This window comes from Novosphingobium nitrogenifigens DSM 19370 (assembly GCF_000192575.1).
Taxonomy (GTDB): domain Bacteria; phylum Pseudomonadota; class Alphaproteobacteria; order Sphingomonadales; family Sphingomonadaceae; genus Novosphingobium; species Novosphingobium nitrogenifigens.
This window is the reverse complement of the sequence record NZ_GL876927.1, coordinates 100,182-119,613: the sequence shown is the minus strand read 5'-3', so window position 1 is coordinate 119,613 and position 19,432 is coordinate 100,182. Positions and strand designations below refer to the sequence as shown.

The window sequence follows — 19,432 nt, the reverse complement described above, 5'->3', positions numbered from 1 at the left end:
CTTACATCCCGACGGTGACGCGGCCTGTGTTCGATCGGCGCAGGTTGCGATACCGCGCCAGCGCCCACAGCGGGAAATACTTGGGATAGCCGTGGTAGCGCAGGTAGAACACGCGGGGGAAGCCGCCGCCGGTGTAGAGTTCCTGCCCCCAGAGGCCGTCCTCGTCCTGATTGGCGACGAGCCAGGCGATCCCGCGCCGCACCGCATCGGTGTCGACGTCGCCCGCCGCCATCAGCGCCAGGAGCGCCCAGGCGGTCTGCGATGCAGTGGAGGGCGCCGGGATATGGCCCTTGCGGTCGAGAGCATAGCTTTCGCAATCCTCGCCCCAGCCGCCGTCGGCGTTCTGGATCTGGCGCAGCCACGAAACCGCGCGCGCAACCATCGGGTCGCTGGGGGCGATGCCCGCGGCATTGAGCGCGCAAAGCACCGACCAGGTGCCGTAGATATAGTTGACGCCCCAGCGGCCGAACCAGCTGCCTTCGGGCTCCTGCTCCTTGCGCAGGTATTCGATGGCGGCGGCCATGCGCGGGCTGTCCTTCGATTCGCCGAGCTGGGCCAGCATCGAGATGCAGCGCGCCGAAACGTCGGCGGTCGGCGGATCGAGCAAGGCACCGTGGTCGGCGAAAGGCAGGTTGTTGAGGTAGTCGTATGTGTTGTCGGCGTCGAAAGCGCCCCAGCCACCGTTCTTCGACTGCAGCCCCACTGTCCATTCGACCCCGCGGTCGATCGGCATGCGGTCCTCGACCCCGGCGCGATCCATTGCCATCACGACCACGGCGGTATCGTCGAGGTCAGGGTAATGGGCGTTGTTGTACTGGAAAGCCCAGCCGCCTGGACGCACGCCGGGGCGTTCCTCGGCCCAGTCGCCTTCGACGTCGAGCACTTGCAGCGGCTTGAGCCAGTCCAGCCCGGCCTTGGCCCGCGCGACATTGGTTTCACCGCCAGCTTCGAGCATGGCGTGGGCGGCAAGCGCGGTATCCCAGACCGGCGAGACGCAGGGCTGGCAATAAGCCTCGTCCTCGTGGATCACGAGCAGGTTCTCCACCGACTTGCGTGCGATTGCCCGGGCCGGATGATCCTCGGGATAGCCAAGGAGGTCGAACATCATCACGCTGTTGGCCATCGCCGGATAGATCGCGCCGAGGCCGTCTTCGCCGTTGAGGCGTTCGATCACCCAGTCGACGCACGTCTGGATCGCCTGTGCGCGCCGCGCCTTGGGCCAGAGATTGTCTCCGGCCTTGAGCACGCGGTCGAGCGCGTTGAAGCCGATCGACCACGCGAACTTGAGATTGGCGCCCTTGCTCGCGAGCGGAGCTTTGGTGGTGGTGTAGAGTTCCTCGACGAAGATGCGGCGCGGATTGCGGGCCAGCGGCTTTTTCGCGCCGATGACCAGCAGCGGCACGATCACCGTGCGCGCCCAATAGCTCATCTTCGAAAGGTGGATCGGGAACCAGCGCGGCAGCAGGATCAGCTCGGGCGGCATCGTCGGCACCGCGTCCCAGCTGCCCGCGCCGAACAGCGCAAGCTGAATGCGGGTGAAGACATTGACCGCCGCCGCGCCGCCCGCTGCGCGGATCGCCGCGCGCGCGCGCGCCATGTGCGGGGCGTTGATGTCGTCGCCGATCATCTTGAGCGCGTAATAGGCTTTGACGCTGGCCGAAATGTCGAAGGCGCCGCCGTGGAACAGGCCCCACCCGTGGTGGTCCTTCGACTGGATCCGGCGCAGATAGCGGCCGATCTTGGCTTCGAGTTCCAGATCGTCGGGTTCGCCGAGGAAATGGCGCAAGAGCACGTATTCGGCCGGAATCGTGCAATCGGCTTCCAGTTCGAAAACCCAGTGGCCGTCGGGACGCTGGGCCTCGACCATGGCATTGGCCGCGCGATCGACAGCCAGATCGACGGTTTCGAGATTTTCGGGTGCAGTGATGGGATCGGTCATGCTCGTTCCTCTTGCCCGTTACGCCTTGCCCAGCACGGTCCGCGCCGCCGTCTCACCCGAGCGCAGGGCGCCCTCGATGGTTGCGGGCAGGCCAGTGGCGGTCCAGTCGCCGGCCAGAAAGAGATTGCGCCAGCGCGTGCGCGCGGGCGGACGCTTGGCGTCCTGTTCGGGGGTGGCGGAAAAGGTCGCGCGCTTTTCCTTGACGATCTGCCACGCGGGCATGGGCGCGCAAAAGCCATAGGCGCGCTGGATCTCGTCCCAGAAGCGGTAGGCGAGTTCCTCGCGGTCGTGATCGACGATGTCGTCGGCGGCGCTGACCGTCACTGAAATGCGGTCCTCGAACGCGAACAGCCATTGTCCCGTCGCACCGAGCAGGCCCAGCATCAGCGGGGCCCCCGGCGGCGGCGTGAACGCGAAATGGGCGTTCACGATCGAATGGAACGCATCGGGCACGCTGATTTCGGGGAGCAGGCCCTTGGCCACCCACGAAGGCACGGCAAGCACGACGGCTTCGTCGGCTACAACCGGTTCGGGCCCCGCACCCCAGTCGAGCGCGGTCACGCGGTCCCCTGTGGTTTCGATGCTGCGCAGGCGACGGCCCAGCGCGACCGGCGCACCATGGGCTTCGAGCCAGTCAGTCGCGGGATCGATGAAAGCGGCCGCCAGTGTCGGCGAGGCAATGCGCGGCAGGCTGGCCTTGCCGCCGAGCGCCAGCGATTCGCGCACGACCGCAGCGGTCAGTTCCGCCGAACCGATCGCCGGAGCGGTGTTGAGAATGGCGAGCAGCACCGGATCGAGCATGCGATCCCACAAGGGGCCAGTGGTGGGAACGCGATCGCCGACGGTCTGGCCGGGCTTGCCCGAAAGCAGCTTGCCCAGCGCGAGATAGTCCGACGCCCCTGTGCCGGGCACGCGGCGGCTCTTGACCAGCACCCACCAAGGCACACGGCCGTCATTGATGCGCAAGGTCCAGCGATCGCCGGTGGCAAGGTCGGCGAACGGGAAATCGGCCTGATCGGGGCCTTCGAGCGGGGCGATTGCCCCGACCGTGCGGCGGAAGTCGGCCACCGCGCGATTGCCCGCAAGGACGAGGTGATTGCCGTTGTCGATCACTTGTCCAAGCTGGCGGTCGAAATAGGACCGGCAGCGCCCGCCCGCGCGGGCCGCGCCGTCGCCGATGCTGACCGAAAGGCCCGCCTCGATCAGGCGAACGGCGCTCGACAGCCCGGCAAGGCCGGCCCCGGCGATGGTTGCGCGTGCGAAAGTCAATTTTTCACCAGAAGCCACAGCACGGTGGCGACAAGAAGCAGCTTGTTGGTCTTGATCCGCCGACGCGGCGGGGCCCAGCCCACTTGCAGCATCTGTTGCAGGATCCGGGCATAGACCGCATCCATCAGGCGCGGCGCGATGAGATGGCCGCGCGGACGGGCGGCAAGCACGGCATGGGCCTGCCGGAAATGCTCCTGCGCACGGACCGCGACCTGGCGCGCGACGGCATCGATCCGCGGATCGGCCGCGACTTCGCGCGGGGTGGTGAGCGCAATGCCCGCTTCGGTCAGCGCCTCGGCAGGCAGGTAGACGCGCCCGATCGCCGCATCCTCGTCGATGTCGCGCAAGATATTGGTGAATTGCAGGGCGCGGCCCAGATGATGGGCGAGGGCCAGGCCCGCAGCGCGGTCCATGCCGAAGACCCGAACCGAAAGCCGTCCGACCGCCGAAGCGACGCGGTCGCAATAGAGGTCGAGTTCGTCCCAGGTCGGCCAGCGCACGTCATGATCGACATCGGTCGCCATGCCGTCGATCACGGCTTCGAAATCGGCGCGTTCGAGACCGAACCGGCGCACTGCATCGGCGACCAGCGCCGCCCGGCCGGGCGCACCGCCCGCATAAAGCGAATCGAGATCGTGCCGCCAGGCATCGAGTTCGGCCATGCGCGCGTCGCGATGGCCCTGCTGATCGTCGGCGATGTCATCGACGATGCGGCAGAAGCCGTAGACGGCGTACATCGCTTCGCGCTCGGCCTTGGGCAGGACGCGCATCCCGGCATAGAAACTGCTGCCGGCGGCCGCTTTGCCGGCATTGATCGTCTGGGTCATGGATTGCGTCGCCGGAGCAAGGTGGGGATGGCCGCACTCGCGCCGAGGACGAGGGCCTCGATCTTGGAGTGGTGCACGTTCTCGCAGAGCGGATCGCGCCGTTCGAGGCGGTCGCACAGGCTTTCGGCGAGACGTTGGATCGCGGCGACTTCGGCAGCAAGGCGGCGGTCGCGAATCTGGGCGGCAAAGCCTGCCGACTGGCGCAGCAGGCCGTTGGTGCGATGGGCAAGACCCGCGATGATCGCGCGCAGCGACGGGCTCGCGTGGTCGGCGCCGAGGTCGGTTACATGGAGCCCGGTGTCGAGCGGAATGTAGACGCGACCGATCGTGGCATAGTCCTTGGCGCAATCCTGCAGGTGGTTGATGATCTGCAAGGCGGCGCAAAGCGCGTCGTTGGCGGCCCATGTCGCCCGGCTTTCGCCATGGACGTCGAGGACATAGCGTCCGACCGGCATCGCCGAGAGGCGGCAATAGCCGATGAGATCGTCCCAGTCGGCATAGCGATCGACCGTGACGTCGCGCACGAAGGCGTCGAGCAGGTCATGGGCATGGACGGGATCGATCCCGCGTTCGGCCATGACTTCGCGCAGGGCCATCGCTTCTGGCGAGCCCACGCCCGACAGACCCGCGCGCATGTGCGCCAGAAGCGCAAGCTTGTCCTCCTGCGGCGCATCGGGATTGTCGGCGATGTCGTCGGCCGCCCGCGCGAAACGGTAATAGGCCATGACCGGAGCACGATGCTCCGGCCGGATGATGAGGCTGGCGACGGGGAAATTCTCGTCGCGATGGCCTTTTCCTGATGCTAGCTCGGCGGCTTCCATTACTGTCCTGTGGCTGCTTGCGCGCGGCCTTTCCACATGCCCCCGCGCCCATGAGCATACTGCCATGCCGATAGCAAGGTGCAGTAAGCGTAGACTGTTGCGATCACCGGCAGCGCCACGCCCCAGAGCGGCGAGCGGCGGTAGAAACGCAGGATCGGCTGGAACGAGATCGCCATCAGGGCCCAGGCGGCAAGCGCGATCCAGCGCGCGGGGCCGGTGCAGGCGAGCGCGAAGATCGGCGGCACGCCATAGACGAGCGCGAGGCCGAGCGTGGTCCCGGCCAGGCGCCAGGGCGAATAGTTGAGCTGCGCATAGGCCGAGCGCGAGATCATCGCCGCGATCGGGGCAAAGCCGTCATAGGGACGGATCGAGCACGACCGGTCGGTAAGGCCAAGCCAGATGCGCCCCTGCTTCTTGAGCAGGGCGCCCAGCGTGCAGTCGTCGATCAGTGCGCCGCGCATGGCTCCGATGCCCCCGGCGCGTTCGAGTGCCTCGCGCCGGGCGAGCACGCAGCCGCCGGCCGCCGCGCCGATGCCGGTCGGGCTGTTCACCCGGCCAAAGGGATAGAGCATCTCGAAGAAGAAGATGAACGCGGGGATCAGCATGCGTTCGGCAAACGTGTCGCAGCGCAGCTTGGCCATGAGGCTGACCATTTGCAGCTTGCCCGCCTGGCCCCGTGCGACCAGCGTGCGCAGCGTGTCGGGCGCATGTTCGATGTCCGCATCGGTCAGCCAGAGCCAGGTCGGGGTCTTTCCGGCCCGCTCGATCCCTTGCGACACGGCCCAGAGCTTGCCGGTCCAGCCCGCTGCGAGCGGTTTTCCGGCGAGGACTTCCAGCCGGTCGCTGCCGAGCGCGCGGGCAATGTCCCCGGTGCCGTCGCTGCTCGAATCGTCGACCAGGATGACGCGGAAATTGCCGGGGTAGTCCTGGCGCACGATGCTGCCGATCGAGCGGGCGATGACGTCCGCTTCGTCGCGCGCGGGCACGACCGCGACGACGTCGGGCCAGATCGTCGGGTCGGCGGGCAGGTCGCGGGTGTCGCGTTCGCGGGCAAGCCAGAAGCCGCCGTTGCCGAAAATCAGCCCCAGCCAGATCAGGAACGAGAGAGAGGCCAGACCAGCGATGATCACCGGATCATCCCCGCCTCGCGGAACCACGCGATCGCATCGGCAAGTGCGGCCCGGTGTGGGCGCGCGACATAGCCGAGGTCGCGCTGCGCCTTGGCCGAGGAAAAGAACATGCGGTGGCGCGACATGCGTAGAGAATCGAGCGTCAGGAACGGCTCGGCGCCGCCGAGCAGGCGTGCGCGCCATTCGTTGGCCCAAGCCATGGGATAGAGCGGCCAGCGCGGCAGGCTGGTATAGGGCGGACGGCGCCCGGCGATGAGAGTGATCTCGTCGAGCATGTCGCCGAGCATGATATCGTCTCCGCCCAGGATATAGCGTTCGCCGATCATCCCCTTGTCGAACGCGAGGAGGTGGCCGTTCGCGACGTCGTCGACATGGACGAGATTGAGCCCGGTATCGACATAGGCGGGCATGTGGCCGTTGGCGGCCTCGACGATGATGCGGCCGGTCGGAGTCGGGCGTACGTCGCGCGGGCCGATCGGCGTTGAAGGCTGCACGATGACGGCGGGCAGTCCGTCACGTTCAACCATGTCCTCGACCAGACGCTCGGCCACAACCTTGCTGCGCTTGTAGGCGCCGACCGCTTCTTCGGGGCGCGCGGCGCAGGTTTCGTCGGCAATGCCGTGGTCGGACGGCTTCAACGTGGCGACGCTGCTCGTATAGACGATGCGTTCGACTCCGGCGGCAAGCGCGGCGCGCATGACCGTCTCGGTGCTCAGGCGATTGTTGATGACGATTTCTTCGGGATCGGGGGCCCAGAGGCGATAGTCGGCCGCGACGTGGAAGAAATAGCGCACGCCTTTCATCGCCATGCCGACGCTGATGGGATCGCGCGCATCGCCTTCGACCAGTTCGCCGGGGAAATCGGCCAGATTGGTGCGCGAACTGGTGGCGCGGACAAGGCCGCGAACTTTCTGTCCGCGCGCGGCAAGGGCGCGTGCCACTGCCGATCCGACGAAGCCGGAGACGCCGGTTACCAGTGCGATGCCGTCCTGATCGTTCATCTTTGCAACTCTTTCTCGGCCCGATGGCCTGGCTGAATTGTGCCTGTTGCCGCCCCCTCTATGACCTCGCGCGCTCAACGCAAGATCGTTGCGCGAATTGGGACTATCCGACAGGTATGTGCGACGATAGGAAGGCGCGCATGCTGCCCCTTGCATTCTTGACTGCTGTGCCCGGATGGGCCCTGATGCTGATGGCAGCGCTGGGCACGGGCTATACGCTCGCTGCGGCCTGGGTTTTCCGTGCGCGCTATCGTACGGCCTATGTGCCGGGCGCAGTGCCTCGCTCGAATGCGGCGGTGACTTTGCTCAAGCCGCTTTATGGTGCCGAGCCGCGTCTGGTCGAAAATCTCGCGACGTTCCTCGAACAGGATCACGACGGACCGGTGCAGGTCCTTTGCGGCGTGCAGCGCGCCGACGATCCGGCGATTCTTGCCGTTCACGAGCTCAAGGTGCGCTATCCCGACGCGCGCATCGATCTCGTCATCGATTCGACCCGACACGGGGCGAGCGGCAAGATCTCGAACCTGTGCAACATGATCGGGTCGGCCGAGCACGACATCCTCATCCTGAGCGACAGCGACATGGCTGCCGATCGCGACTATCTTGCCCGCGTCGTCGCCGCGCTCGAAGCGCCCGGCGTCGGTGCGGTCAGCTGCCTTTATCGCGGGCATGGCGAGGCCGGTTTCTGGTCGCGGTTCGGAGCTGCGGGAATCGCATGGCAATTCCTGCCCAGCGCAGCGTTCGGCGTCGCCATGGGGCTCGCGCGCCCTTGCATGGGCTCGACGATCGCGATGCACCGGGCCGTGCTCGACTCGATCGGCGGCTTTGCCCGGTTTGCCGACATTCTTGCCGACGACTATGCCATCGGCGAAGCGGTCTGGGCGCAGGGACGCGAAGTTGCCGTGCTCGGCCCGATCGTCACGCACGGGAGTGCCGAAGGCGGTCTGGGCGAATTGTGGCGCCACGAATTGCGCTGGGGGGCGACCGTGCGCGGGGTGGTTCCGGCCGCTTATGTCAGCAATGTCATGAGCATGCCGCTGCCGCTCGCGCTGGGGGCTGCCGCGTTCCATCCGGCGGTGGGGCTGGCCATGGTTGCCATTGCCTGCGCTGCCCGTTTTCTGCTTGCCGCGACGGTCGATGATGCCACCGGGCTTGCCCCGGCACCGCTCTGGCTGCTACCTTGGCGTGATTTGTTCGGATTTGCCGTGTTCGTTGCCAGCTTTTTTACGCGCAAGATTGATTGGCGTGGAAACCATTTGCGTCTAGGCGCAGGGAGCGGCTTGACCACGCTTACGGAGACAGCTCCTCAATGATGCGTACCCTTTTTCTGCAGGCTCCTTCTTTCCACGGCTTCGACGGCGGCGCCGGCGCGCGCTATCAGGCCAAGCGTGAAATCAAGTCGTTCTGGTATCCGACCTGGCTGGCCCAGCCCGCCGCGATGATCGAAGGTTCCAAGCTCATCGACGCGCCCGCGCACGACCTGTCGTGGGAAGACATCGCGCATGAAGTCGACAACCGCGATCTCGTCATCCTGCACACCTCGACGCCCAGCTTCCAGCAGGACCTTCACACGGCCCGCCTGATCAAGCAGCGCAACCCGAAGGCCATGATCGGCCTGATCGGTGCGAAAGTCGCGGTCGAGACGCAGGCTTCGCTCGAAGCGAGCACCGACATCGATTTCGTGTGCCGCAACGAGTTCGACTTCACGATCAAGGACGTTGCCGAAGGCATGCCGCTGAGCGAAGTCGAAGGCATCAGCTATCGCGATGCGGACGGCAAGATCGTCCACAACAAGGATCGCGCGATCATCACCGACATGGACACGCTGCCGTTCGTGTCGCCGATCTACAAGCGTGACCTGAAGATCGAAAACTACTTCATCGGCTATCTCAAGCACCCCTACATCAGCTTCTACACGGGGCGCGGGTGCAAGAGCCGCTGCACGTTCTGCCTCTGGCCGCAGACGGTCGGCGGGCACAACTATCGTACCCGTTCGATCCCCCACGTGATCGAGGAAGTGAAGTACGTCCAGCGCGAGTTCCCGCAGGTCAAGGAACTCTTCTTCGACGACGACACCCTCACCGACAACCTGCCGCGCGTCGAGGAACTGGCTCGCGAACTGGGTAAGCTCGGCATCACCTGGAGCTGCAACGCCAAGGCCAACGTGCCTTACGAAACGCTCAAGATCATGAAGGAAAACGGCTGCCGCCTGCTGCTCGTGGGCTATGAAAGCGGCAACCAGCAGATCCTGCACAACATCAAGAAGGGCCTGCGCATCGAAGTGGCCAAGCGGTTCACCCGCGATTGCCACGCGCTGGGCATCGCCATCCACGGCACCTTCATCCTCGGCCTGCCGGGCGAAACGCTCGAAACGATCGAGGAATCGATCCGTTATGCGATCGAGATCAACCCGCACACGATCCAGGTCAGCCTGGCGGCGCCCTATCCGGGCACGTTCCTCTATCAGCAGGCGATGGAAAACGGCTGGTTCGACGGCACCGATCACCTCGTTGCCGACTACGGCAACCAGATCGCGCAGCTGTCTTATCCGCACCTTCCTGCCAAGGTGATCTTCGACAAGGTCGAGGAATTCTACAAGCGCTTCTACTTCCGCCCGCGCAAGGTCGGGGCGATCGTGAGCGAAATGGTCCGCGACTGGGACATGATGAAGCGCCGCCTGCGCGAAGGCGTCGAATTCTTCGAGTTCCTGCGCAAGCGCAAGCAGGCAGCCTGATCCCAAAGGGCCATGGTTGCCAGCCGATGACGGACCAATTCTGCCGGGCCTTCGTGCCCGGCACTTGCCTTTCATGAGCCTGTCGGGCCCTGCGCCGCGTCGCGTGATCGTCACATCCGACGATTTCGGCGTCTCGCGCGAAGTCAACGAGGCGGTCGAGCAGGCTCATTGCGAGGGCCTGCTGACTTGCGCCAGCCTGATGGTGGCCGGCGACGCGGCAGACGAGGCCGTGGAGCGGGCCCGGCGCCTGCCCCAGCTCGGCGTCGGGCTGCATGTCGTCCTGGTCGAAGGACGGCCGGTGTTGCCGCCCGAGCGGATTCCCGCGCTGGTTGATGCGTCGGGCCATTTCCGCAACGACATGGTGCGCACCGCGATCGAGATCTTTGCCTCGCCTGCCGCGCGGCGCCAGCTCGCCGCCGAGATCGAGGCGCAGTTTTCAGCCTTTGCCGCGACCGGGCTCCCGCTCGATCACGTCAATGCGCACAAACATTTCCATCTTCACCCCACGATCGCCAATACCATCCTCAAAGTCGGACGCCGGTTCGGGATGAAGGCGGTGCGCGCGCCGATCGAGCCACCCGAAGTGATCGAGGCGGTCGACGGGACGCGCGGTGGTGGCCGGGTCGAACGGATCTGGGCCGGGTTCGTGCAGCGCCGCATGCGCGCGGCCGGAATGCTGGTCCCCGATCAGGTCTTCGGTCTTGCCTGGTCGGGTGCGTTCACGCCTGAACGTTTGCGTGCAGTAATCGAACTGTTGCCGCCCGGATTGACTGAAATCTATGCACATCCCGCGACCGGTCCCTATCCGGGGGCTGCGCCGGGATACCGTTATTCTGACGAACTCCTTGCGCTGTTGGACGGGGTTGCCAAGCGGACATTGTCGAGCAATGGCATCCCGACCGGCCGTTTTGCTGATTTCATGTAAAGGAGCTCGACATGGAACTCACTCGCACTTGGGGTGACTACGACGATAAGGCACCGCTGCCCGTCGGTCCGATCAAGCTGGGTAGCCCCGAGCATATGATGCTCATGAGCCGAATGCTGCTCGACACCCACGATCCTTATCGCCCGGCAGTCATCGACTGGCCCGAGCTCGACGAGGAAACGCGCAACCGGATCGTCTCCCTGCCGATCTGGGACATCGCTGTCGCGACCGAGGGGCGCGCGGGGATGAACGTCAAGACTTACGCTGAATACATCGACGAACCGCTGCTCAAGACGGCGGTGGAGATGGATGCCTACGAGGAAATGCGGCACAAGGTCGTCCTGCACGACATGGTCCAGTCCTATGGCATCGAGCTTCAGCCCGAGCCGGAATACAAGCGTCCCAAGGACCCGGAATTCGCGTTCATGCGCACCGGTTACTCGGAATGCATCGACAGCTTCTTTGGCTTTGGCCTGTTCAAGATCGCCCGCGATTCCGGCTTTTTCCCGCCCGAGCTGGTCGACACGTTCGAACCGGTCATGCGCGAGGAAGGGCGGCACATCCTGTTTTTCGTGAACTGGGTCGCATGGTGGCGCAGCAACATGCCCGCATGGCGCCGTCCCTGGTTCGAAGCCAAGGTAATTGCCGTGTGGCTCTATCTGATCTGGGAACGGATCGATACCGCCGCAGGCCTCGGCAAGGACAACACCCGGGCGCAGGAAAACAACTTCACGCTCAACGGTTCGAAGGAACTTGGTGTCGAGATCACCTTCACCGAGCTTGCGAAGATCTGCCTCTCGGAAAACGATCGTCGCCTCGAACCTTATGACAAGCGTCTCATTCGTCCGCGGTTCGTGCCCGCTGCCATTCGTCTGGCGCTCGACGTGTCGGACCGGATCGAAAAGGCTGACCTGCCCGGCAAGGTCGAGGCCTTGCGCAAGTGCGATCTTGCCGGAAAAGCCTGCAAGCTGTGGAAGTCGCTTCCGTTCGGCAAGGGCCATGCAAAGGGAGCTTTCGCCTGAACGGACATGCCCGCCTCGGGATCGTGCTGGCAACGATTGTCGGTCTCGCCGTCGCCGTCTGGACGGTGGGCGCGGCCGACTTCGCCAATGTCATGCACACGGCCGGACGCCTCGGAGCGGGCGGTTTCCTTGCCTATTGCGCATGGTCGCTGGGCATCTACGGACTGCTTGGCGCGGCTTGGCTCGCGGCAGCGCCGGGCGAGCCGGGCGCGCGCCTTTCGCTCTTCACCTGGGCGCGTCTGGTCCGCGAGGGGGTTGCCGATCTCCTGCCGTTCTCGCATCTGGGTGGTCTTATCGTCAGCGCGCGGGTTCTGGCCTCGGCCGGGATTCCGGCGCGGCGGGTCTATGGATCGCTTGTCGTCGACATGACGACCGAGATGGCGGGACAGGTCGTCTTCACCCTGTTCGGGCTGGCCCAGATGACCTCGATCCTGATCGGCAATCACGCGGCGGTCGCGCTGCGTCCGGCCATTCTGGGCGGGACCGGCGTGATGATCGCACTGATGCTCGCCTTTTTCGGGGCGCAACAACGCGCGCTCGATCTTGCTGCGGTGATCGCGGCGCGGTTCCTGCCCAATTCGACGGGGATGCTCGCGGAAATTCGCGGGGAGCTGCGGGCGATCTATGCCCGGCGGGATCATGTCCTGCTGGCGTTCGGGTTCAATCTCCTGGCCTGGATCGCGAGCGGGATCGGGGGATGGATCGCATTGCGCCTGATGGGCGTGTCGATGTCGATCTGGTACGTACTCAGCCTTGAAAGCCTGATTTTCACGCTGCGCAGCGTGGCCTTCATGATCCCCGGGGCCTTGGGGGTTCAGGAAGTCGCCTATGCGCTGGCCGGGCCCTTGTTCGGCCTGCCTGCGGAAACCGCTCTGGCGCTCAGCCTTGCCAAGCGCGCCCGCGAAATCGCTCTGGGCGCGCCAACGCTGCTGCTGTGGCAGATGAACGAGATGCGTGCGATCACCGCGAAGTCGCGGTAAGCTGCACCAGCGCGGCAAGGGCCGCGAGGACCATGCCAAGGGCGCTGACGCCGGTCCATCCATCCATCCGCCATGCCGCCATCGCGAGGGCTGATCCGCTCGCCCCGCCCAGAAACATGCCGCCCATGAACAGGGTGTTGATCCGTGCACGGGCTTCGGGGCGCAGGGCATAGACGAGGTGCTGGTGCGAGATCAGCGCGCCCTGTACGGCAAAGTCGAGCAGGATGCACCCGACCACCAGCCCGGCGAGTGCGGACCAGAACCCCAGAACCGCCCAGGCGAGCAGCGCCAGCACCGTGCCGAGCAGGATGACCGTGCGCGGGCCGCGTCGGTCGGCAAGGTGTCCGGCCGCCGGAGCCGCCAGCACGCCTGCCGCGCCGATCACGCCAAAGAGGCCCGCAACGGTTGCGCCCAGACCAAAGCGCGGCTCCTGAAGATGGAGCGCGAGCGTGCTCCAGAACGTGCTGAACGTCCCGAACAGCAAGCCTTGCGTCAGCGTCGCGCGGCGCAGGGCAGGCAGGTCCCGCCACAAGTGAATGAGCGAGGCGAGGAGCGAGCCATAGCTGTGGTGGTGATCGGCGCGGCTGGTCGGCAGCAGGATGCGCAAGGCAAGACCCGAGAGCACGGCCAGCGGCACGCCGAGCCAGAACACCGCCCGCCATCCGGCATGGTCGGCAACAAAGCCCGCCAGCGTCCGGCTGAGCAGGATGCCGCAGAGCAGGCCCGCCATGACCGTACCGATGACCGCGCCGCGCCTTTCCTGGGGCGCCATGTGCGCGGCGAGCGGGACGATCTGTTGCGCGACGGTCGCGGTCGCCCCGACCGCGAGGGAGGCCATCAGCAGCGACGCCGCATTGGGTGCGATCGCCGCCGTCACCAGCGCGGCGGCAAGAGCGAGGAACTGCACCAGAATAAGGCCCCGGCGCTCGACCAGATCGCCGAGCGGGACCAGCAGGAACAGGCCCAGCGCATAGCCGAGCTGCGTCACCGTCGGCACAAGCGCGGTCAGCGAACCGGGCAGGTCGCGCTCGACAAGCCCCAGCATCGGCTGGTTGTAATAGATGTTGGCGACGGCAAGGCCGGTGGTCGCCGCCATGGCGAAAGTCAGCCCCTTGCCGAGGGTGGGGGCGGCATGAGCCGCCCCTGCTGTCGGGGTCGCCGCCGTCACGACACGACCTCGTCGGTCGGGGCGTCCGCGAGCGTCGGATAGTCGATATAGCCGTGGGCATCGCCGCCATAGAACGTGGTCGGATCGGGCTCGTTGAGCGGAGCATCGAGCGCGAGACGGGCGGGCAGGTCGGGATTGGCGATGAACGGGCGACCGAACGCGATAAGGTCGCCGCGCCCTTCGGCCAGAGCCTTGTCGGCTCGGGCACGGTTGTAGCCCCCGGCAAGGATGATCGGCCCGGAGAAGGCTGTGCGGATGGCATGCATCAGGGCTTCGCTCCGGGTATCGGCCTCGCGCACCACTTCACGGCCGCGCACGGTCGGTTCGACCAGATGGAGATAGGCGAGACCGCGCCGGTCGAGTTCGCGCACGACATGGGCGAACAGGGCTTCGGGATCGGGATCATCCATGCCGAAGGACTTGCCCATCGGCGAGAGGCGCACGCCGACGCGATCGGCCCCGACGGCTTCCGTCACTGCATCGATCACTTCGAACAGCAGGCGCGCGCGGTTCTCGACCGATCCGCCATAGCGATCGGTGCGCCAGTTGCTCGCGCTGTTGAGGAACTGGTCGAGGAGGTAGCCGTTGGCGGCATGGACTTCGACACCATCGACGCCCGCCGCGATGGCATTGCGGGCGGCTTGCGCATAGTCGGCGACGATCAGCTGGATGCCTGCAACGGTCAGTTCCTGCGGCTCGGGAATATCGGTGAAGGTGCCCTTGCCGTCGGGGCCGGGGACGAAGGCTTGCGCGGGGACCGGCATCGTGGTCGGGGCAACCGGGCGAGCGCCGCCGGGCTGGAACACGGGATGCGACACGCGTCCGACGTGCCAGAGCTGCATGACGACGCGGCCGCCTGCTTCATGGATCGCCTGCGTCACCCGCGACCATCCGGCGATCTGGGCTTCGTCGTGAATGCCGGGGGTCCAGGCATAGCCCTGTCCCTGCGGCGAGATCTGGGTCGCCTCGGTGATGATCAGGCCCGCCGAGGCGCGCTGGCGATAGTATTCGATCGCCAGATCCGACGGGACATTGCCCGGCGCGGCGCGCGAACGGGTCAACGGCGCCATGACGATGCGGCTGGGCAGGTCGATGTGACCGAGGTGGATGGGGGAGAAGAGGGGGGAGGTCATAGGGGGCACTTTCGGTTTGGCTGAGAGCGTCATGATTGACAACGCTTCTATGCCCCCATGCGATGATAGCGATAATTGCCTGAATTTCGCGACCATCTTTGCGTATGGCGCAATGATTGCCGCTTACAGCTCCTCGCCGTGCCCCAGAGCAATCAGGATGTCGCGACGCAGGGCGATGAAGCCGGGATCGTCGCGGTGGCGCGGATAGGGGAGGTCGACTTCGGCTTCGAACACCACGCTTGCAGGACGCGGGCCGAAGACGATGACGCGCTGGGCCAAGAGCAGGGCTTCCTCGACATCGTGGGTGACGAGCATGGTGGTAAAGCCGCCCTGTTGCCACAGCCGCAGCAGTTCGCCCTGCAAGGTCATGCGGGTCAGCGCGTCGAGCTTGCCGAAGGGTTCGTCGAGCAGGAGTAGGCGGGGATGGTTGATCAGGACGCGGGCAAGCGCCGCGCGCTGAGCCATGCCGCCCGACAGTTCATGCGGGAGCGCGTCGGCAAAGGCTTCAAGACCGACGAGTGCGAGTGCCTCGTCGGTGGCGGCGCGGTGATCGCCCGCCACCCCGCGCGCTTCGAGCCCGAGCGCGATGTTCTGCCGAACGGTGCGCCACGGGAACAGGGTCGGGTCCTGAAAGACCAGCAAGCGCGCAGGATCGGGGCCGGTCACGCGCACCATGTCGGTGCCGACTTTACCCTCGCTCGGCTGATCGAGCCCCGCAACAAGGCGCAGCAGCGTCGATTTGCCGCATCCGCTGGGGCCGAGCAGGGCGACGAATTCGCCCGGATCGACGCCGAACGTGACATTGTCGATGACATCGACCGGCTCGGCGCCGGTGCGATAGGCATGGCTGACCCGGCTGATCTGAACCGAGAGGCCGGGCCGGGTTTCGTTGTCGAGTGTCGCGCTTACCACCGCACGATCCCTTTCTGCCAGGCAAGCACCCGGTCGCGGACGGCAAAGAGCAGGCCGATCAGGCCGGAAAACAGGAACGCCATGACAATGAGCGCGGCATAGATATTGGCATAGGCGGCCCATCCCTGCGCCCATTGCAGATAGAAGCCGAGACCGGCTTTCACCCCGATCATTTCCGCCGTCACGAGCACCACGAATGAGGCGCCAAGGCCCATGAACAGGCCGACGAACACACTGGGCAAGGCCGCCGGGACCGCAACCTTGCGGACGAGGAAGCGGGGATCTGCGCCGAGATTGCGGGCAATGTCGTAATAGGCGCGCGCCACGCTCGCGACGCCCGACGATGTCAGCACCGCGACCGGAAAGCCGCTGGCGAGCGCGATCAGGAATGTCGAGGCGCTGCGCGTCGAGGGAAAGCAGAAGAACGCGATCGGCAGCCATGCGGTTGCCGGAAGCGGACCGACGAAGCGCAGGATCGGATGGGCCCAGTAATGGACCGCGCGCGACCAGCCGATCGCAACGCCCAGCGAAAAGCCGAGCGCCGCGCCGATGGCATAGCCCGGGATCAGCAGGACGAGCGAAGCGAGCGCGCTTTCGGCCAGTTTGGCCCAGTCGTCGGTAAAGACTTCGAGTACCGATTCCGGGGCCGGAAAGAACGGCAGCGGCAGGAGCCCGGTCTTGTTGGTCGCATATTGCCAGATGACGAAGCCGATCGGCAGGGCGGCGAGCCAGCGGTCAGCCTGCTCCAGGCCTTCCGAACGGCGCCAAGGGGCAAGCGCTACAACCGCGATCGCAATCCCGATCGCAAGCTCGATCCCGCCGAGCAGGCCGGTGCGCGGCAGCGGAGTGACGCCCGGGACATAGAGTGCAAAAAGCCCGGCCCCGATCCACAATGCGGCGGCTCCCGCTCCTCCACGCCAGAGACGCCAGCGCGGCAGGGTGAAAGCCAGATCGCGGGGCAGGGAAGGATCAGCGGATGGGGCAAGCGAATGGGCGGGGGCTGTCACGCTGAAGGTACCTTTTCCGTTCGGTCAGGCCAGCACGTCGCTGACGATGGAACCGGCAAAGCGGGCGGGATCGGTGGTCGGCTTCATCACGCCGATGGCGCGCAATTCGGCCGTGTAGCGGGTGACGTCTCCGGCAAGGTCGCGGCCGAGCGGATGATTGGCGTGCGTCTGGGTTTTCAGGATCGCGACAAGATCATCGACGCTGGCTCCGCGCGTATAGGGAAGGAACGCGCGCGCCGCTTCGTGCGGGTCGGACGAACACAGGTTTGCCGCGTCCGCCATGGCAAGGACGAGCGCCTTGGCCGCGCGCGGGTTTTCGCGGAGCATGAAACCGCCCGCCCCGATCACGCAGCAGACCCGGTTCTGCCAGGGGTGGCTGAGATTGCTGATGACTTCGACCATGTCGCCGTCCGATGCTTTTTCCTCGAGGAAAAGAACGGGGTCGCTGTCGGCGATCGCCTGCACTTCGCCTTTGCGCAGGGCCTCGCCGAGCAGGGCTTGCGGGAACTGGCGCCATTCGACATCGCGGTCGGGGTCGAGGCCGTGGTATTTGAGCAGGACGGCAAAGGCATTGCGCGAGGCGCCGGTGATCTCGGCAAGGCCGATCGTCTTGCCTTTGAGGCTGAGCGGATCGGGCGTGACCCCGGCGCGGCGCGAACCCGACATGCGGATGCAGCCACCGTGGGTTCCGGCCAGAAGGCGCACGTCGAACCCCTGTTCGAGCGGCTTGATCCAGCGCAGGATCATTCCGACCCCGGCATCGGCCTTGCGCGTCGACATGGCTTCGAGCAGCTGGTCGGTCGATCCGGCATAACTGATGAGTTCGACGTCGATGCCGTGGCGCGCGAAAATGCCCTTGTTCTGCGCGAGCAGCACCGGGGCAAGGCACAGGGCATTGGGATTCCACGCCAGTCGCACCCGGTCGAGCCCCTTGGGCGTTTTCGGCCAGGCTTCGTGTCTGCGGGCAAGGTCGAAGCCGAGCCCGGCGACAGCTGCAGCGGCAATCCCCCCCAGAACGACACGGCGGCTGGTGCCGCCCGTTCTGGGCGGGGTTTCGGGATCGCGAATGGCGTCGTGATCAAACGGGGCCTTCAAGCCGATCTCCGCTTCATGAGTGGGAAAGCCCCGCTTTGCGGCCGGGTCGGCCCCAAGTTCAAATCGCGGTTGCTCAACCCCTCATTGATTTTGCACGATATGGGGCGGCTTGTTACCGCGCCGGGGGCAGACCGTCACAGGTCGGACCACAGCGGCTCGTCGGCGATCAGGATGCGGTGCAGTTCGCGGGGGAATTCGCCATAGTTGCGGACCGCGTAATGGACGGTTGAACGGTTATCCCAGAAGGCGACCGAGTTCTTGCGCCAGGTGAAGCGGACCTGGAGTTCGGGGCGCTTGTACTGGCGCAGGATTTCGTCGAGCAGGGCCCGGCTTTCGGCCAGTTCGACGCCCAGGATCTGCGGCTGCTGCGAGAAATTGACCCACAGGATCTTTTGCCCGGTTTCGCGGTGGGTGCGCACGACCGGATGGGCGACGATCGGGTATTCGTGGCCGACCCCTTTCAGTGCGGACAGGAAATTATGGGTGACGTGCAGGCCTTCGAGCTTCTGCTTGAGATCGTCGGACAGGGCATCCCAGGCCAGATGCGCGTCGACCCAGATCGTATCGCCGCCATTTTCGGGCAGAGTGATGTCACGCAGAACCGCGCCCCAGGTCGGGACCAGCCGCCAACTCGTGTCGGTGTGATAGGCGTCACCTGAATCCAGCACGCGCTTGAACCGTTCCCCGTATTCGCGGTCGTCGCGCGCCGCGATCGAATGAATGGCCGTGTTGGCGGCCTGATGGCGCGTGGTCGGATGCGTATAGAGCGGCCCGAATTGCGCGGCGAACGCCGCGTGCTGTTCGTTGCTCAGCGGCTGATCGCGGAAGAAGATCACCTTGTAGCGAAGCACGGCGGCCCGGATCGCTTCTCGCTGGGCCGGGGTGATCGGCCGCGACAGATCGACCCCCGATACTTCCGCACCGATGCTCGGCTGCAGGGGCGTGATGTGAAGGCCGGCATCGGTGCTGCTGTGATCTGCGAGGGTTTGTGTGGACACGATCCTGATCTCCTGCGGATGCGGTGGAAGGCAGGAGAGAGTAGGAATCGATCCCGACAATTCGCCAGCGCTTTGGGCTGATAGCAATGTGAGAATCGCTCATTATCCAAAACAGGAATTCTCATGTGATTATGAGCAGAACTTGCCGGTATGGTTTTTCTTTATTTCTGAAAACTGGCGGTTTTCCTGATGATTTGGGGTCAAGATTAACTCGATCTGCCATTTGCAAGTCTCATTGTATTTTGCCGAGCCGCTTCTCCAAGGCTTGCCTCGCTCATTCGACAAGCAGGGCATGAGGGGTTCGCAATGACTGTCGCATCAGGGGGCGATCGCGCGGATCGCATGGGCCCGGCCCATACAACTTCGGCCCATACAACTGCGGGCTGCCAAGCCTGACTTTTCCCAATTTGCATTCCTGATGCCGTCGCTCCGCGCAGGTCCTCCCGCGCCGTTGCCGCGACGCATCCTCCG

17 protein-coding genes are annotated in these 19,432 nt (G+C 65.5%); 5 read left to right on the top strand and 12 right to left on the bottom strand.

Annotation, left to right across the window (positions count from 1 at the left end; all coding sequences use genetic code 11):
• Position 1 precedes the first annotated feature (1 nt).
• Genes shc through hpnA form a run of 6 tightly spaced genes read right to left on the bottom strand, consistent with a single transcriptional unit; the run spans position 2 to position 6,987 of the window.
• Positions 2 to 1,939 (bottom strand): squalene--hopene cyclase, encoded by a 1,938-nt coding sequence (gene shc / locus Y88_RS07385; protein ID WP_008067666.1) that lies wholly within the window; start codon positions 1,937 to 1,939, stop codon positions 2 to 4.
• 18 nt (positions 1,940 to 1,957) lie between these two features.
• Positions 1,958 to 3,208, bottom strand: coding sequence for a hydroxysqualene dehydroxylase HpnE (hpnE, locus tag Y88_RS07380; RefSeq protein ID WP_018076027.1), 1,251 nt, complete (start codon positions 3,206 to 3,208; stop codon positions 1,958 to 1,960).
• On the bottom strand, positions 3,205 to 4,035 hold the full coding sequence (hpnD, locus tag Y88_RS07375; protein WP_008067664.1) for a presqualene diphosphate synthase HpnD: 831 nt from the start codon (positions 4,033 to 4,035) through the stop codon (positions 3,205 to 3,207). Before hpnD ends, hpnE begins: the two co-directional genes overlap by 4 nt.
• On the bottom strand, positions 4,032 to 4,856 hold the full coding sequence (gene hpnC, locus Y88_RS07370) for a squalene synthase HpnC (protein WP_008067662.1): 825 nt from the start codon (positions 4,854 to 4,856) through the stop codon (positions 4,032 to 4,034). The genes hpnD and hpnC overlap by 4 nt, the downstream gene beginning before the upstream one ends.
• A complete protein-coding gene (locus Y88_RS07365; RefSeq protein WP_008067660.1) occupies positions 4,856 to 5,986 on the bottom strand; it encodes a glycosyltransferase in 1,131 nt (376 codons plus the stop codon). Before Y88_RS07365 ends, hpnC begins: the two co-directional genes overlap by 1 nt.
• Positions 5,983 to 6,987, bottom strand: a complete 1,005-nt coding sequence (gene hpnA / locus Y88_RS07360; protein WP_008067659.1) for a hopanoid-associated sugar epimerase — start codon at positions 6,985 to 6,987, stop codon at positions 5,983 to 5,985. Before hpnA ends, Y88_RS07365 begins: the two co-directional genes overlap by 4 nt.
• A 140-nt stretch (positions 6,988 to 7,127) precedes the next feature.
• Between hpnA and hpnI the strand changes: the two genes are divergently transcribed.
• The 5 genes from hpnI to Y88_RS07335 all read left to right on the top strand — a co-directional run bounded on the left by hpnI (position 7,128) and on the right by Y88_RS07335 (position 12,648).
• The gene (gene hpnI / locus Y88_RS07355; RefSeq protein ID WP_036500583.1) at positions 7,128 to 8,300 is read left to right on the top strand and encodes a bacteriohopanetetrol glucosamine biosynthesis glycosyltransferase HpnI; all 1,173 of its coding nucleotides are present in this window, start codon (positions 7,128 to 7,130) and stop codon (positions 8,298 to 8,300) included.
• Positions 8,297 to 9,721 carry a hopanoid biosynthesis associated radical SAM protein HpnJ gene (gene hpnJ / locus Y88_RS07350; RefSeq protein WP_008067642.1) on the top strand — a complete coding sequence of 475 codons (1,425 nt, stop codon included), beginning with the start codon at positions 8,297 to 8,299 and terminating at the stop codon, positions 9,719 to 9,721. The genes hpnI and hpnJ overlap by 4 nt, the downstream gene beginning before the upstream one ends.
• A gap of 73 nt (positions 9,722 to 9,794) precedes the next feature.
• Positions 9,795 to 10,646: a hopanoid biosynthesis-associated protein HpnK gene (gene hpnK, locus Y88_RS07345; RefSeq protein WP_008067640.1), complete on the top strand. Its 852-nt coding sequence runs from the start codon at positions 9,795 to 9,797 to the stop codon at positions 10,644 to 10,646.
• Between the two features lie 11 nt (positions 10,647 to 10,657).
• Entirely contained in the window at positions 10,658 to 11,668 is a 1,011-nt protein-coding gene (locus Y88_RS07340; RefSeq protein WP_018076029.1) for a ferritin-like domain-containing protein, read from the top strand.
• 23 nt (positions 11,669 to 11,691) lie between these two features.
• The gene (locus tag Y88_RS07335; RefSeq protein ID WP_008067636.1) at positions 11,692 to 12,648 is read left to right on the top strand and encodes a lysylphosphatidylglycerol synthase domain-containing protein; all 957 of its coding nucleotides are present in this window, start codon (positions 11,692 to 11,694) and stop codon (positions 12,646 to 12,648) included.
• On the opposite strand, the gene Y88_RS07330 is transcribed toward Y88_RS07335, so the two are convergent.
• The 6 genes from Y88_RS07330 to Y88_RS07305 form a co-directional block, all read right to left on the bottom strand.
• Positions 12,629 to 13,816: an MFS transporter gene (locus Y88_RS07330; RefSeq protein WP_008067634.1), complete on the bottom strand. Its 1,188-nt coding sequence runs from the start codon at positions 13,814 to 13,816 to the stop codon at positions 12,629 to 12,631. The two genes, Y88_RS07335 and Y88_RS07330, sit on opposite strands and share 20 nt — an antisense overlap.
• Positions 13,813 to 14,949, bottom strand: coding sequence for an alkene reductase (locus Y88_RS07325; protein ID WP_008067631.1), 1,137 nt, complete (start codon positions 14,947 to 14,949; stop codon positions 13,813 to 13,815). Before Y88_RS07325 ends, Y88_RS07330 begins: the two co-directional genes overlap by 4 nt.
• 123 nt (positions 14,950 to 15,072) lie before the next feature.
• Positions 15,073 to 15,861, bottom strand: a complete 789-nt coding sequence (locus Y88_RS07320) for an ABC transporter ATP-binding protein (protein ID WP_008067630.1) — start codon at positions 15,859 to 15,861, stop codon at positions 15,073 to 15,075.
• Positions 15,855 to 16,868: an ABC transporter permease gene (locus tag Y88_RS07315; protein ID WP_008067627.1), complete on the bottom strand. Its 1,014-nt coding sequence runs from the start codon at positions 16,866 to 16,868 to the stop codon at positions 15,855 to 15,857. The genes Y88_RS07320 and Y88_RS07315 overlap by 7 nt, the downstream gene beginning before the upstream one ends.
• Before the next feature lie 24 nt (positions 16,869 to 16,892).
• Positions 16,893 to 17,963 carry an ABC transporter substrate-binding protein gene (locus Y88_RS07310; protein WP_008067626.1) on the bottom strand — a complete coding sequence of 357 codons (1,071 nt, stop codon included), beginning with the start codon at positions 17,961 to 17,963 and terminating at the stop codon, positions 16,893 to 16,895.
• Between the two features lie 134 nt (positions 17,964 to 18,097).
• Positions 18,098 to 18,961 carry a TauD/TfdA dioxygenase family protein gene (locus Y88_RS07305; protein ID WP_008067625.1) on the bottom strand — a complete coding sequence of 288 codons (864 nt, stop codon included), beginning with the start codon at positions 18,959 to 18,961 and terminating at the stop codon, positions 18,098 to 18,100.
• Positions 18,962 to 19,432: the final 471 nt, after the last annotated feature.

Bases quoted from the DNA above. Each gene is read 5' to 3' on its own strand.
- Y88_RS07325 (WP_008067631.1), bottom strand. From the start codon at position 14,949: ATGACCTCCCCCCTCTTCTCCCCCATCCACCTCGGTCACATCGACCTG.
- hpnJ (WP_008067642.1), top strand. From the start codon at position 8,297: ATGATGCGTACCCTTTTTCTGCAGGCTCCTTCTTTCCACGGCTTCGAC.
- hpnD (WP_008067664.1), bottom strand. From the start codon at position 4,035: ATGACCCAGACGATCAATGCCGGCAAAGCGGCCGCCGGCAGCAGTTTC.
- hpnI (WP_036500583.1), top strand. From the start codon at position 7,128: ATGCTGCCCCTTGCATTCTTGACTGCTGTGCCCGGATGGGCCCTGATG.
- shc (WP_008067666.1), bottom strand. From the start codon at position 1,939: ATGACCGATCCCATCACTGCACCCGAAAATCTCGAAACCGTCGATCTG.
- hpnC (WP_008067662.1), bottom strand. From the start codon at position 4,856: ATGGAAGCCGCCGAGCTAGCATCAGGAAAAGGCCATCGCGACGAGAAT.
- hpnA (WP_008067659.1), bottom strand. From the start codon at position 6,987: ATGAACGATCAGGACGGCATCGCACTGGTAACCGGCGTCTCCGGCTTC.
- Y88_RS07340 (WP_018076029.1), top strand. From the start codon at position 10,658: ATGGAACTCACTCGCACTTGGGGTGACTACGACGATAAGGCACCGCTG.
- hpnK (WP_008067640.1), top strand. From the start codon at position 9,795: ATGAGCCTGTCGGGCCCTGCGCCGCGTCGCGTGATCGTCACATCCGAC.